We start from the raw sequence: 13,406 nt of genomic DNA, 5'->3' as shown, positions 1-13,406 counted from the left end.
GGGTGTGGCGTCGGTTGCCACACCCGTTTTTTTTCGTCTGGAGAAAACCTTTGATGAAGATTGTTTCTCGCGATCAATGGTTCGAGGTGAAACAGCTCAGTGACGGCATTCGCCTGATTCACGAGCCTTACATCCGCCCCTTCTATCGCTGCAACCTCTGGCACATCCAGGGCCGCGACAAAGACTTGCTGCTCGACAGCGGTTCCGGGCTGGTCAGCCTGCGCGAGCAACTGCCGTGGATCACCGAACGGCCGTTGGTAGCGGTGGCCAGCCATTGCCATTTCGACCACATCGCCGGCCATCACGAATTCCCCGAGCGGCTGGTGCATCCGGCTGAAGCGCAGATCCTCGCGTCACCGGACGGCGAGAACACACTGAGCACGGCGTTTGTCGGCGACGAGATGTTCGAGGCGCACCCGGATTGCCCGTTGTGCTACGCCGAGTATCGGGTCAAAGCTGCTCCAGCCACCGGCCTGATTGAAGAAGGCGACGTACTGGATCTGGGCAACCGCACGCTGCAAGTGCTGCACACGCCGGGGCATTCACCGGGCGGCATCAGCCTTTACGAAGCCGCGACCGAGACCCTGTTCAGCGGCGACATCATCTACGACGGGCCACTGATCGAAGACGCCTACCACTCCAACCTCGACGACTACGCCCGCAGCCTGCAGCGTTTGCGCGAGTTGCCGATCCGCACGGTGCATGGCGGGCATTTCGGGAGTTTTTCCGGGGAACATTTGCGCACGATGATTGACGAGTGGCAGCGCTTGCACGCCTGAAGCCTGCTGTACTCAGCCCCAGGGACAACAACAATAACGCCCTCGAAGAACCCCCATGAAAAGAGCTGCCGTTCGTGCTGCCGTGCATCGTTTCATCCGCCGCCTGCTGGAGGGTCAGGATGACTTCGACGACAACGCGAGCCTCGCGCAATTGGGATTGGATAAAGAAGATATCGAAGAGCTGATCTTCCATCTGGAAGATGAGCTGGGTTTGACAGCGTTTACGGCGGAGGAAGATCAGATGCTCAAGACCGCCAGGACGGCGAATGACTTGAGCCGGTTTTTGATCGAGATTGGGCGGCATTGACCTGTAGACCGCCAAGATCGTCCGAACGCGGTACAGGTACACGGGCAATCGCAGCATGGGCGCTACTCCCTGTAGGAGCTGCCGAAGGCTGCGATCTTTTAGGCCTTGACGCGTTACCGGCGGCGCTGCTGGCGTCGGCGTTGTTCGTCGTCAGTGCGAATAGGCACAGGTTGCAGAGGTGGTTCGATCAAACCGAGTGCAACACCCAGGTCGTGCAGCCAGTTTTGGATTTTCTCTTTCATGGTGCCCCCTTCAGGGTAGTGCCGAGTGGCCAAAATTCTGTAGCCACTTCGCACTGATAATAGTCCGAAGTCCTACGTAATGCTCGCCCAAAGTCGCAATGATCTGTTACTGAATTGATCAAAATACCTGACCGATAGTTCAAGCCATCGCCCGAGCCTGACTCGGCGCTGACGGATAGACCAATTGTTGCTGCTCAAGCCACGCGTTCAAATTCGCCCCGACCATGCCTTTGCGCCACATCAGCCACGTGGTGGCACTGGCAAATGGCTCGGCCAACGGATGTACCGCCACGCTTTCGCGACCCGGCAGGCTGGCGAGCATCGACTCCGACATCAGCGCCACGCCAGAGCCGGCGATCACGCAGGCAAGCATCCCCGGATAAGACTCGATTTCCATCGCCCGGCCCATGGCCGCGTGGTAATGGGAGAACCAGGCTTCCAGCCGCATGCGGTAGGAACAACCTTGCCGAAACGTAAACACTGACCGCCCTTCCACATCCAGTGCGCTGAGGATCGGCGGGTGATCGGCCTCGCTGATCAGCACCAGCCGTTCGTCGCACAACGGCACGCCGTCCAGACCGGCCAGCTCCAGCGGACCGTCCACCAACGCCGCATCGAGACGCCCGGTGAGCAAACCTTCAAGCAATTCGCCGCTTGGCCCGGACTGCACTTGCAGGTTCACCGCCGGGTAAGTGCGGTGATAACGCGCCAACAACCCCGGCAGATGAATCGCCGCCGTGCTGTACATGGTGCCGAGCACGAAGTCCCCGGCCGGTTGCCCGCCCTGCACCGCCGCTTGAGCTTCGTCGCGCAGATTGAACAGCTTGGCGGTGTAGTCCAGCAGGACTTTTCCTGCAGGCGACAACTGCAAACGCTGACGTTCACGCACGAACAGTTCTACGCCGAGTTGCTCTTCCAGCTGTTTAAGCCGGGTCGACAGGTTCGACGGCACCCGGTGCAGGCGTTCGGCAGCGCGGGTGATGGAACCCTCCTCCGCTACCGCCTGGAAAATCCGCAATTGGCTGAATTCCACGCCATTCTCCAAATCAGAACAAGTTACTCACTATTATTCATTTTAAAAGAAAGTCAATCAGTCCTAGCCTGACGGTCATTGATCCTCTGCTGGAATTCAGACCATGTCCCCTCTGATTCGCTTACTCGCCAGTTTCATCGCCCTGATGATGGCCATGGGCATCGGGCGTTTCGCCCTCACGCCTCAGTTGCCGCACCTGCTCAGTGAAGGCCAGATTGACCTGACCGCCGCCGGTCTGATTGCCGCGGCCAACTACCTCGGCTACTTCGTCGGTGCGGTGGACGCGATGTTCTCTCGCCGCCCCGAGCAAGTCCGCCGGCGCTTGCTGGGCGGTTTGTGGCTCTGTGTATTGCTGACGTTGGCCTCGTTCTGGGCCAACGGGTTTTGGTCCCATCTGGTGCTGCGGTTCGGCACCGGCGTGGCCAGCGCCTGGGTGCTGGTGATGATCACCGCGTTGAGTCAGCCGTTGGCCGCGGCGGCCGGTCGTCCACGGCTCGGCGCCCTGGTATTTGCCGGACCGGGCCTGGGGATTTTTCTGACGGGCTTGCTGGCCTTGGGATCGAACCTGCTTGGGCAGACTTCTGCAGCCTTGTGGCTGGTATATGCCGGCGTCGGGCTGGCGATGTTGCTGGGGATTCTGCCGTTCCTGCCGCAACCGGCCACGACCGTGGTCGCCGCCCCCAGCGTCGCTGGCTCGGGCAATCATGGCATCGGCCGTTTAGGCGTGGTCTATGGGTTGTACGGTTTGGGCTACATCATTCCGGCCACTTTCCTCTCGCAAATGGCCAACGCGCAGTTCCATGGCCAATGGCAGGCCGATCTGTTCTGGCCTTGCTTCGGTCTTGCTTCGGCCATCGGGGTGGTGCTGGAGAGTCTGCGTCGACAACACCCGCAGGGCACTCGCTATTGGCTGATGGCGACGTTGTGGCTGCAAGCCGCCGGGGTCTTCGCCTGCTTGTTGGGCAGCGGCCCAGGCCTGGCCTTGGGCGTGATCCTCTGCGGCACGCCGTTCCTGGCCTGCATGCAATTGGTGATGCAACGTTCTCGGGAGCTGGCGCCCCACGCCACCCAGCGCAACGCCGGACTGCTGACGGCATGCTTTGCCGTAGGCCAGCTCAGCGGGCCGTTGCTGGCCGCATTGAGCAGCCACTTCAGCGGTGGTTTGCAGCCCGCGCTGGTGTTCGCCGGCAGCGGTTTGATTGTCGCTGGCGGTCTGTTATTGCGTCCGGTCAGCTCTGCCCAAGGGCTTTGCGCAAGCGACGGCGCACCCACTGCTCAGCGCTGACAAACGTGATGCCCAACAACACCAGCACCGCGCCGACAACGAAGTTGAAGCTCAGCTCTTCGCCCAGCAGCACCACGCCGAACGTGACGCCGAACAGCGGCGTCATGAACGAAAACACCGCCAGGTTCGCCGCCAGATAACGGCGCAACAGCCAGAACCAGGTCAGGTAACTGAAGAACGACACCACCAATCCCTGGAACAACACACTGGCCACCGCCACGGTGGTGAGGCTGACGTGGGTGACCTGGCCGCTGAGGATCGCGATCAGCAACAGACCAACGAAACCGACAATCAATTGATAGAACAGCGTCAGGGTCACCGGCGCTTCCGACAGGCGCGAAGCGCGCACCACCACCGTGGTTGCACCCCATGACGCGCCGGCCAGTACGCCCAGCGCATCGCCCATCAACATGCGGTGATCGAGGTTGTCCCACGACACTCCACCGGCAAAGGCGATAGCTATCCCGACGAAGGCGAGAAAAATCCCCAGCCACTGGACCGGCCTTAAACGCTCACTCGGCAACAGCCAATGAACGCCCAATGCGGTGAAGATCGGCGCGGTGTAAAGGAACACCGACATGTGCGCGGCCGTGGTCAGTTGCAGGCCTTCGGAAATGAAGAAGAACTCCAGGCCAAAAAGCGCTCCAGCCAGTAGTCCACCGCGCCAGGTGTTGCCCACCTGATCCCAGCCGCCCTTCCAGCAGATCAACAATCCTACGAGCAACGCGGAAATACCCGAGCGCCCGGCGGCTTGCATGACCGGCGCGATGTCTGGCGCCGCCCACTTGATCATCACTTGCTGAATACCCCAGATCAGGCACAACCCAATCATCACTTGCAGGGCAAACCCATCGGCGCTGCGCCGGGTGGCGCTCACCGGAACACCTCGACAACACAAAACATGGCAGTCACTCGACAGTAAAAAGCAAAGCCCCGACACAGAGCCGGGACTTTTTCATCACAGTCCAACCCTATGCAATCGCGTTACATGAGGGTGGGCGCGAGGTCAGCTCAGTTCAATGCGATCGGCATGAATGACGATCTGGCCGTTCTTGTACAACGCACCGATGGCCTTTTTGAAGTTGCCCTTGCTCACGCCAAACATACTGCTGATCACCGTCGGGTCGCTCTTGTCGCTGACCGGCAGGCTGCCATTGTTGTCGCGCAACTTGGCGAGAATCTTCGAGTTCAGGCTGGTGGCGGCTTCTTCGCCGACCGGTTGCAGGCTCAGGCTGATCTTGCCGTCGGCACGGACTTCTTTGATAAAGCCCTTCTCTTCTTTACCGGCGCGCATGAACTTGAAGATTTCGTTCTTGTGAATCAGACCCCAATGCTTGTTGTTGATGATCGCCTTGAAGCCCATATCGGTGGCTTCGGCAACCAGCAAATCAACTTCCTGGCCAGGGGTGTAATTGGCCGGGGTCTTGTCGAGGTAGCGGTCCAGACGCGCCGTCGCGGTGATGCGGCGGGTGTGCTTGTCGAGGTAGACGTGTACCACGACATACTCGCCGGCGGTCATCTGGCGTTTTTCTTCGGAGTACGGCAGCAACAGATCCTTCGACAAGCCCCAATCCAGGAAAATACCGATGCTGTTGACTTCAACGACTTTTAAACTGGCGAACTCACCGACCTGAACTTTCGGCTTTTCGGTAGTTGCGATGAGTTTGTCATCGCTGTCCAGATAAATAAAAACGTTGAGCCAGTCTTCATCTTCGCTGGGAATATCTTTGGGAATATAACGATTAGGCAGGAGGATTTCGCCATCCGCACCACCGTCCAGATATAAACCGAAGTTAGTGTGTTTAACCACTTGCAAACTGTTGTAGCGCCCGACTAAAGCCATTTCCAATACCCTCATTGCGTGGGCGGCATTCTACCCGGTTTTGCGGGCCGCGTTCGCTGGCCAGCCCGGTGGCGCAAGAAAATCCTCTGAAGGGCTTAATTTTCCTGGGTTTTACCGCACACGCCTGGCCGCTCGTCAGGCCGATCTGGCGATTGTCGCACCTGTCCGTCAGACGGAAAACTGTAATTTTTCACGATCGTTCTTAGTTAAAACAGCAGCTTAGAGGCCTATTCAGAATAATAACTTGTGATTAATTCTTCATCTGCCCCGTGTGTTTCGGGGGGATATTTACCAAGCAATTGTCAAGTATTTCCTGTACGATGCCTGGCCAAGTTAATTTTCTATAGGTTAATGGCCGCCATGCGTGTAAAAGCATCCAACAGCAAAGCAAAGCCAGCTCCAGCCGTTGAAACCAGCGAATCGATCAACAACCAGATTGCTGCGTTCCTCAAGTCCGGCGGAGAGATCCAGCAAATTGCCAAAGGCGTCAGCGGCCAGACGTTCGGCCCGTCCAAGCAGATCACCCTGGGCAAGAAGTAACTTCCCCAAGATCCGCCGCGTCACCTGGTCCCTAAGCGCTTTGAGCTTCGAAGCGCTTGGACTGGAACCCTCCTCGCAACACCCCCGCAAACAAACCAATATTTCAAAAATCGACGAACGGCCCTCGATTCCGAGCATTCGCCGGTATGCTTGCACACGTCTAGATCAAGCGTTTCAGTAGGTTTTTAGTGCCTGCACCTCGCTGTCATGGAGTGACGCATGCTCAAACCCTCCTATTTATTGCTCGGCACCCTGCTGTCGTGTTCAGTCGCCAATGCGCAAATCTTTCAGCGTGAACTGGGCGACTTCGATCTCAAACTCGGCACCACCCCCAGCCGCAGCATGGCCCAGGGGCTGGTCAAACCGTCCAGCACCGGCTCGTTCCACGGTGGCCTCGACCTGAGTCACGACAGCGGTTTCTACGTGGGCCAATGGGCACCGAGCATGGGTTTAACGCCAGGGGCCAACCTTGAAGTCGACTCCTACATGGGCTTTAAACAGCCTTTCGATAATACCCTCGGGTACGAAGTCGGCATGATCCGTTACAGCCATCCGAAAGTGGACACCCTCGACAGCCAGGAGCTATTCGGTGGCCTGACCTTCCTGGGCAGCCGTTTCGGCGCAGCGTTCAGCAACGACCCGGACAAACAAAACAGCACCGTATTCGCCGACCTTGGCGGCAATCAGCCGTTTGGCATCGGGATCAGCATGAAATACACCACTCACCAGCTCAACACACCGGTGTCCGTCGACGGTGGGTATGTAGGCAGTTTCACCGACTGGTCAGTGCAATTTTCCCGCCCGTTCATGGGCGTCGATCTGGACCTGATCTACAGTGACTCCAGCTTGAGCGGCAACAGTTGCTCCGCCTATTCCGGGCACAACAGCCAATGCGATGGGCTAATCACCCTCAAGGCCGAACGCGCCTTTTATTGATCGGCTGAACTGCGAGGCTCATCCTGCGTTCACATAGAGAAGCCCATTAAAAAAGCCAGGCCTTCGCAAAGGATTCGCCCATGTCGCGCTGGTTGAAGTGTCTCGCCATCGTTATCACCCTCAGTCTCGCCCTCGGCGCGTGCAGCCGCGTGGGCCTGGCCTATCGCAACCTCGACGTGATCATTCCGTGGACGCTCAGCGACTACCTGGACATGAACGGCGAGCAGAAAGGCTGGTTCAACGAGCGCCTCAAGGAACACCTGAGCTGGCACTGCACCACGCAACTGCCGGGCTACCTCGACTGGCTGGATCGCTTGCAGGTCATGGTCGAGACCAACCAGGTCACCGACGCTGCGCTGCAAACCCGCGTCCAGGAAGCCAAACAAGCCATCGCCCAGACCGCCCGGGAAATCACCCCGTCGGCCATTGAGCTGCTACAGGGGCTGGATGACAAGCAAGTCGCAGAGATGAACGACTCCTTCGCCAAGGACCAGAAGAAACGCCAGGAGCGTTACCTCAAACCGTCCCTCGATCAACAGATCAAGGGACGTGGCCAGCGCATGGAAAAACGCCTGAATGACTGGCTCGGCCCGCTCAGCGCAACCCAGCAGCTACGCGTTGTCGCGTGGTCAAACGGTTTGGGTGACCAAAATACGCAATGGATCGCCAACCGCGCCCATTGGCAGAAGCAGTTCAGTGCAGCGGTTGCGCAGCGCCAGAGTCCAGAATTCCCACAGCGTATCGAGACGCTTCTGGTCAATCGCGAGAGCTTGTGGACGCCCGCTTATCGCCAGGCCTTCGCCAGCACCGAAGCCCAGGCACGGGGGCTATTTGTGAACTTGATGGCCGAAAGCACGCCGGAACAGCGCCAGCGGTTGTTGAAGAAAATAGAAGGGGTGCGCAAGGACTTCAATGATTTGAAGTGTCTGAAGGCGGTGCAGAAGGGTTAGGCGCAACACAAAATAAAATGTGGGAGCGAGCTTGCTCGCGATAGCGGCCTAACATTCAGCATCAATGTTGAATGTGATTCCCTCATCGCGAGCAAGCTCGCTCCCACAGGGGCTTGATGTGATCTTCAGGCAATCTGCGCCTTCGACGCCACCTCATCAAACGCCACCTCATCCAGCGCATCTTCCTGCTCATCCAACACCTGCCGCGGATGGTCATTGCCCGGAATGCTGCTGTCGATCAGGCTCAACAACCTCGAACCACGCATCGTCAAAATGTAATTCGAACCGTTGCCACCTTGATCCTCAGGCCGAGGCTCAATATAGCCGCGCGCCAACAGTAACTTTTCATACTCACCGGCCACCGCTTTCAGGTGATCCAGGTTCTCAATCGTCTCGCCCTCCGCCGCTTTCTCCGCCGCATACTGCTCGGCGTAGGGCCGTGGCGTGAAGCTGTGGCCGGCGCTGTTCTGCACCTCGTGCAGCAAGCGTTCAATCAAATCCCAGTTATAAGTCGTCATCCTGATCAACCTCCAGTGCCCGCGAGTGAGATGGCCTTCATAGGGTGTGACCGGCGCGGTTCGTAGCCGTTCAGCCGAGGTTTTGAACAGCACCGACCGGCGGTATGTCGAATTTGGCGTAGGTCAAACGACTAGGTTGTGTAAATCACCTCCCAGCACCCCGCAGGAGAATCCCAATGAACATTCAGAATCATCCCGTCGTCTCCCGAGAAGAATGGCTCGCCGCCCGCAAGCAACACCTGGCCCACGAAAAAGCCTTCACCAAAGAGCGAGACAAACTCAGCGCCGAACGCCGCGCCCTGCCCTGGGTGAAAATCGACAAGGACTACCACTTTCAGGGCCCGAACGGCGAATTGAAACTGGCGGGCCTGTTCGGGGGCCGTAGCCAGTTAGTCATCTACCATTTCATGTTTGGCAAAGGCTGGGACGAAGGCTGCTCCGGCTGCTCGTTCCTGTCCGACCACATCGACGGCGCCAACCAACACCTGGCCCATCATGACGTTGCCATGGTGGCGGTTTCCCACGCACCGTTCGCCGAATTCCAGGCCTTCAAACGGCGGATGGGCTGGAAATTCGATTGGGTGTCGTCAGAAGGTTGCGACTTCAATTACGACTTCGGCGTCTCGGCCCGAGCCGAAGACGTCGCGGCCGGAAAAGCCACCTACAACTACGAAAAATCCGACGGCGCCGAAGAGGAACTCCCTGGCCTGAGCGTGTTTTATCGCAATGAAGCTGGCGAGATTTTCCACACCTACTCCACCTATGCCCGAGGCCTAGACATGTTGGTCGGCGCCTATAACTATCTCGACCTGACGCCCAAGGGGCGTAATGAGGTGGAAATCATGGAATGGGTAAGGCATCACGATCGATATGAGGACAAGGCACCGGCCAGTTGCTGCCATGGGGAGTAAGGCCTGCTCTCACGAGGTCCGGCTTAACCACAGTCCCCGTTAACACCACAAATCCCCTGTGGGAGCGGGCTTGCCCGCGATGACTGACTAACATTCAACATGGATATCGACTGATACACCGCTTTCGCGAGCGAGCTCCCACAGGAGGTAAGTGGTGCTGTGTAAATTGCATTCAGACGTCCGACTGCAACAGAGTAAATACCCTACACAAAGCTCAGAACCAGCCCCTGTAATGCTTGAAGGATGAGGACTATAGTCAGCCCGTCGCCCAAAAGGCGACCGGGTTTGGCGACCTGATCATAGAGAGTCCTCATCAATGACAAGAGGCTCCACCCATGGATAGATACATGCCACTCACCGGAATCGACCTGATCCCGGCCTCCCTGCTCATCGACACCCAAGCCCCACTTGACGTTCTGCAAGCCATGGCGGATTACCGCATCCGCACCGTTACTCAGGTGCTGGAAAACATCGCCTTTCGCGCCGAGATTGGTTGCGACACGGTGGTGCTTTCGGACTTTTCCAAACTGCTGGCCATACCGTTGCGTGACGGTTGTGATTTGATGGATGTGATTGGTCGGCGGTTGCGGGCGCAGGTTGCGGAGTGATCGAGTAGGAGGCGGCTTTACAGCCGCCGTCCTCTCACACCACCGTACGTACGGTTCCGTATACGGCGGTTCAGGTTATGCGGCTAAGCCGGTTGATCGTATCCAGTATCGAGACAAGCCCCAGTGCATCCCATCGCTTCTTTGGCAGAGCCAGATTCATATGGGATGCACCTGCGTTCCACCACGGTCCTCGGCCGTTGAAGGCTGACTTGTAGGCGATCACCTCACTGAGCCCGAGACGCATCAGGTTGCGTGCCCTCGTCGAGGACTGCTTCCAGTGACGCCACACGGCACAACGAAGTTTTCGACGCACCCATCCGTCGAGCTTTTCGAGAGGACCTTTGCTCTGGCTGAGCTTGAAGTAGCCAGTCAAGCCGCGCAATACGGGGTTTATCCGCTCGATGACGCTCGCCATCTTCTGGCCCCGCGCTCCGCGCAGCAGGTCTCTGAGTCGGTCGCGCAAGCGACCCAGACTCATTGTCGCCACTCTCAACCTCGGCTGGTAATGCGAGCTCATCCCATAACCCAGGTAATCACAGATCCAAGGCCTTGCCACGCGGCTCTTTTCTCGATTCAGTGTCAGTTTCAAACGCTGTCTCAAGAACCGCTCGACACCTTCCATCACTCGCTCACCAGCACGACGACTACACACATAAATGTTCGCGTCATCGGCATAGCGCACGAAACGATGGCCCCGCCGTTCCAGTTCACGGTCGAGTTCGTTGAGCAGGATATTCGACAGCAACGGCGAGAGCGGGCCGCCTTGCGGCGTCCCTTCCTGCCGTCGACTGACGATACCGCCCGACATCGTCCCCGCTTCGAGATAACGACGGATCAGCGTGAGCACACGCCTGTCTTCGATCTGACGCGCCATGTAGACCATCAGGACATCGTGGTTGACCCGATCAAAGAACTTCTCCAGATCGAGTTCCACGCACCAGCGGTGACCCGCCGCCACATGAGCACGGGCTGTTTCGATGGCTTGGTGGGCGCTTCTGCCCGGACGGAAGCCGTAGCTGTAGTCCGAGAACAGAGGGTCGAAGATGGATGTGAGCTGTTGCAGCAGAGCCTGTTGGATCAGGCGATCCACAACACAGGGAATACCCAGCTACCGTGTTCCCCCTTTGGGTTTGGGGATGTCGACGGCGCGCACACCTTGCGGATGGTACTCACCGGCCAGCAACCGAACCTTAAGGATCGGCCAATACTGTTTCACGTAGTTCGCCAACTGGTCGACCGTCATGTCATCGGCACCCGGTGCGCCCTTGTTGCCGACTACGCGTTGATACGCACGTCTGAGATTGGCGGGCGCAAGCACCCGCTCCATCAACGTGTCCGGCTCCGCGTTCGTCCACGTCACAGACGCCGCCGATGTTTTCGCCCTGTCAGCCGTCATCCTCGGATACCGTCCGGGATCTGGGGTAACAGTTTCCTCTTGGAGAACATTCTGCGTTTCAACATTCGACGAGACTCTGACGCCTACTGACGGCATAACCTGTTCGGCCCTTGGTGACGGGGTTACTCGTCACTTACTACGGCCTCGGCTGACTTCTGCAGATTCATCCCGTCGCCTCTCGACGCTCGGTAGCCCTGCGGCAAACCTACAGATCTCCCAGGGTAATTCGCGCGACCTTCCTGCTTATGCCCGTCGGATCTACGTCGCAGCGTTCCGTGCAAGTATCGGGCTTTAGTGATCATTGCCACCTCACCCCGCTGCGCCGCCTCTATCCGCTTCCTGTTCGTCAGGCCAGCATTTTGCCTCGGGCTTCCTTCAGATTCGCAGTCACCCGCGACACCCTTGCCTCTGGCTAACACTTCCCCTTGCCGGGTGTGTAGAGGACTTTCACCTCCAAGTCACCAGCGAGGCCACCACAGCCACGCTGGTTGCGCTTACGCGCAACGCGCCATGCCTGGCGCACAATGAAAACGGGCGACCTTTTGGGTCGCCCGTTTCATATTGTGAGCAATAGATAAATCCCTTTCACACCGCAGGTACGCTCGTCACGGGAATACGCTGCTGAGGCTGGGTGACATCGTAAACATGCTGCTCACAGCGCTGACCCACAAACTGGAACTCCACCAGATAGACCTTGCTTCGTTCTGGTGTAAAGGTGCTTTTCAGCGGGCCGCAACTATAGGTACCCCCAGCGCCCCTGCCATTCGAATATCCCGACACCTCGAAAGGCTTATCGGCATCGGCCTGTACTTCCAACTGCGGGAAGCGTTTAACCGTGGCGCTGTTGGCCACTTCGTTGAGTTTGGCGATCCAGCCGAACACCTTGCCCTGGCCGGAATCCACCACAGTTCCAAGTACCTCAAATCGTTGGTCAGGATCTGTCGCACGGCGGACCGAAAATTCTACTGGAAATGTGTAGCCCGACGCTTTCATGATGACCTTGGCGTGCTGCGCATCGACAACTACCGTGTTCTGGCGCAGCTGGATGCCGTCTTTCAGCAGACTTGGGGACGAGTCTCTGATGCTGGAATGGCAGCCTGGTAATGCGAGAATCAGGGTCAGTGTTAGTAGTGTGTGTGTTTTCACGTCTGGATGTCCTTATTAAGCGTATGTCGGGTGTAGAAAACGAAAAACGGACAGATTTATTTTCTGGCTACCCTACAAGCCAAACAAATAAATCGGCGGCGGGCTCAACCGGTCGATGCAACGTACACTTTTCTTCCCCTACAAATAACCTGCGTTCTTCAACATTGCCAACAACTCAGCGTTTAGTGACTCATCACTAATTCCTCCAGCTTTCCCTGGCCCACTCCAATGCCAAACAAGCTGCATAGCCAAACTATCCACCCCGATAAACTCCTCATGAAAAATCTCACTAAGACGTATATTACCAACGGTAGGATCGGCCTCTATCAAGGCCCTAAAAATCTGGCACGGCAACTCACCTTCGAGAATTCCCCCAAGCATTAACCCACCATTAAAAAAAATATCAAAACAAGGACAAAAAAGTCGGCAACCTAAAAACAGGGCGGATTTATTTTTTTGCCGCCGCATAGCCAAACAAATAAATCCGCCCTTTCTCTTCACTCTTTCCTCAAGAAGCCCACTGAGTTTTCTCAGGAAAATTCCCACTTTCCCAAAGACGAATTAGTTTCATAGCAGCTCTTTTCGACCATTCCTCATTTACATCCAGAGGACACTCTTTCAACACACGAATAACTTCATCCTTTTTCCCAGCCGTATTATCCCAACCTCCAAATTCCGGCCGAACGTGTATTCAACATATTCTTCAGTTTCTACAACTTTATCCATCTCTATATAAATTGCCATATTCCCCTTCGCAGTTACCTAGTGGAATCGGGTACCGGATCTGTGTTTTATCATGAGGAAGAATTAGGGACAGACCACGTTTAAATCGAAGGAGCACTGCTCTCTCTTCAAGAAAAACGTGATCTGTCCCTGAGGAATCCCCTACTGGTTAGAGTCTTAACTCTTAAG

Annotated in this window: 15 protein-coding genes and 1 pseudogene; 8 read left to right on the top strand and 8 right to left on the bottom strand. The window is 57.1% G+C overall.

Annotated features, from left to right (window positions below):
* Positions 1-53 precede the first annotated feature (53 nt).
* Positions 54-779, top strand: coding sequence for an MBL fold metallo-hydrolase (locus tag ACIQU2_RS09910; RefSeq protein ID WP_140684406.1), 726 nt, complete (start codon positions 54-56; stop codon positions 777-779).
* A gap of 55 nt (positions 780-834) precedes the next feature.
* Complete coding sequence (locus ACIQU2_RS09905) at positions 835-1,086, top strand: acyl carrier protein (protein WP_134422131.1); 252 nt, start codon at positions 835-837, stop codon at positions 1,084-1,086.
* 113 nt (positions 1,087-1,199) lie between these two features.
* Here ACIQU2_RS09905 and ACIQU2_RS09900 read toward each other — a convergent pair whose 3' ends face one another.
* Positions 1,200-1,328 (bottom strand): PA1414 family protein, encoded by a 129-nt coding sequence (locus ACIQU2_RS09900; protein ID WP_007914492.1) that lies wholly within the window; start codon positions 1,326-1,328, stop codon positions 1,200-1,202.
* A 139-nt stretch (positions 1,329-1,467) separates the two neighbouring features.
* Positions 1,468-2,361, bottom strand: a complete 894-nt coding sequence (locus ACIQU2_RS09895; RefSeq protein ID WP_056742691.1) for a putrescine utilization regulator PtrR — start codon at positions 2,359-2,361, stop codon at positions 1,468-1,470.
* 103 nt (positions 2,362-2,464) lie between these two features.
* Here ACIQU2_RS09895 and ACIQU2_RS09890 point away from each other — a divergent pair, with 103 nt between their 5' ends.
* The gene (locus ACIQU2_RS09890; protein WP_403140254.1) at positions 2,465-3,646 is read left to right on the top strand and encodes an MFS transporter; all 1,182 of its coding nucleotides are present in this window, start codon (positions 2,465-2,467) and stop codon (positions 3,644-3,646) included.
* On the opposite strand, the gene ACIQU2_RS09885 is transcribed toward ACIQU2_RS09890, so the two are convergent.
* The gene (locus tag ACIQU2_RS09885) at positions 3,591-4,523 is read right to left on the bottom strand and encodes a DMT family transporter (RefSeq protein WP_134422133.1); all 933 of its coding nucleotides are present in this window, start codon (positions 4,521-4,523) and stop codon (positions 3,591-3,593) included. The two genes, ACIQU2_RS09890 and ACIQU2_RS09885, sit on opposite strands and share 56 nt — an antisense overlap.
* A 129-nt stretch (positions 4,524-4,652) precedes the next feature.
* Positions 4,653-5,489 carry a S1 RNA-binding domain-containing protein gene (locus ACIQU2_RS09880; protein ID WP_134422134.1) on the bottom strand — a complete coding sequence of 279 codons (837 nt, stop codon included), beginning with the start codon at positions 5,487-5,489 and terminating at the stop codon, positions 4,653-4,655.
* 351 nt (positions 5,490-5,840) lie between these two features.
* On the opposite strand from ACIQU2_RS09880, the gene ACIQU2_RS09875 reads away from it, so the two are divergent.
* The 3 genes from ACIQU2_RS09875 to ACIQU2_RS09865 all read left to right on the top strand — a co-directional run bounded on the left by ACIQU2_RS09875 (position 5,841) and on the right by ACIQU2_RS09865 (position 7,915).
* Positions 5,841-6,029: a hypothetical protein gene (locus ACIQU2_RS09875; protein WP_017337097.1), complete on the top strand. Its 189-nt coding sequence runs from the start codon at positions 5,841-5,843 to the stop codon at positions 6,027-6,029.
* 219 nt (positions 6,030-6,248) lie between these two features.
* Positions 6,249-6,965, top strand: a complete 717-nt coding sequence (locus ACIQU2_RS09870) for a TorF family putative porin (protein ID WP_403140251.1) — start codon at positions 6,249-6,251, stop codon at positions 6,963-6,965.
* Between the two features lie 80 nt (positions 6,966-7,045).
* Positions 7,046-7,915 (top strand): DUF6279 family lipoprotein, encoded by an 870-nt coding sequence (locus ACIQU2_RS09865; protein WP_403140249.1) that lies wholly within the window; start codon positions 7,046-7,048, stop codon positions 7,913-7,915.
* Between the two features lie 125 nt (positions 7,916-8,040).
* Here the strand turns inward: ACIQU2_RS09865 and ACIQU2_RS09860 are convergent, their stop codons facing one another.
* A complete protein-coding gene (locus ACIQU2_RS09860; protein ID WP_403140247.1) occupies positions 8,041-8,433 on the bottom strand; it encodes a transcriptional regulator in 393 nt (130 codons plus the stop codon).
* Between the two features lie 176 nt (positions 8,434-8,609).
* On the opposite strand from ACIQU2_RS09860, the gene ACIQU2_RS09855 reads away from it, so the two are divergent.
* Complete coding sequence (locus ACIQU2_RS09855) at positions 8,610-9,344, top strand: DUF899 domain-containing protein (RefSeq protein ID WP_403140245.1); 735 nt, start codon at positions 8,610-8,612, stop codon at positions 9,342-9,344.
* Between the two features lie 335 nt (positions 9,345-9,679).
* Positions 9,680-9,952 carry a hypothetical protein gene (locus ACIQU2_RS09850; protein WP_140684548.1) on the top strand — a complete coding sequence of 91 codons (273 nt, stop codon included), beginning with the start codon at positions 9,680-9,682 and terminating at the stop codon, positions 9,950-9,952.
* A 70-nt stretch (positions 9,953-10,022) separates the two neighbouring features.
* Here ACIQU2_RS09850 and ltrA read toward each other — a convergent pair.
* The 3 genes and pseudogenes from ltrA to ACIQU2_RS09835 all read right to left on the bottom strand — a co-directional run bounded on the left by ltrA (position 10,023) and on the right by ACIQU2_RS09835 (position 12,995).
* A pseudogene (gene ltrA, locus ACIQU2_RS09845) lies at positions 10,023-11,444 on the bottom strand (group II intron reverse transcriptase/maturase).
* Positions 11,445-11,933: 489 nt separating this feature from the next.
* Entirely contained in the window at positions 11,934-12,494 is a 561-nt protein-coding gene (locus ACIQU2_RS09840) for a hypothetical protein (protein ID WP_403140243.1), read from the bottom strand.
* A 138-nt stretch (positions 12,495-12,632) separates the two neighbouring features.
* On the bottom strand, positions 12,633-12,995 hold the full coding sequence (locus tag ACIQU2_RS09835) for a hypothetical protein (protein WP_403140242.1): 363 nt from the start codon (positions 12,993-12,995) through the stop codon (positions 12,633-12,635).
* Positions 12,996-13,406 lie beyond the last annotated feature (411 nt).

Origin of the sequence: Pseudomonas sp. NPDC098740 (assembly GCF_044760065.1) — a bacterium.
GTDB lineage: Bacteria > Pseudomonadota > Gammaproteobacteria > Pseudomonadales > Pseudomonadaceae > Aquipseudomonas > Aquipseudomonas rossensis.
The sequence above is the reverse complement of the archived record's forward strand: the minus strand, read 5'-3'. Positions and strand labels throughout refer to the sequence as shown.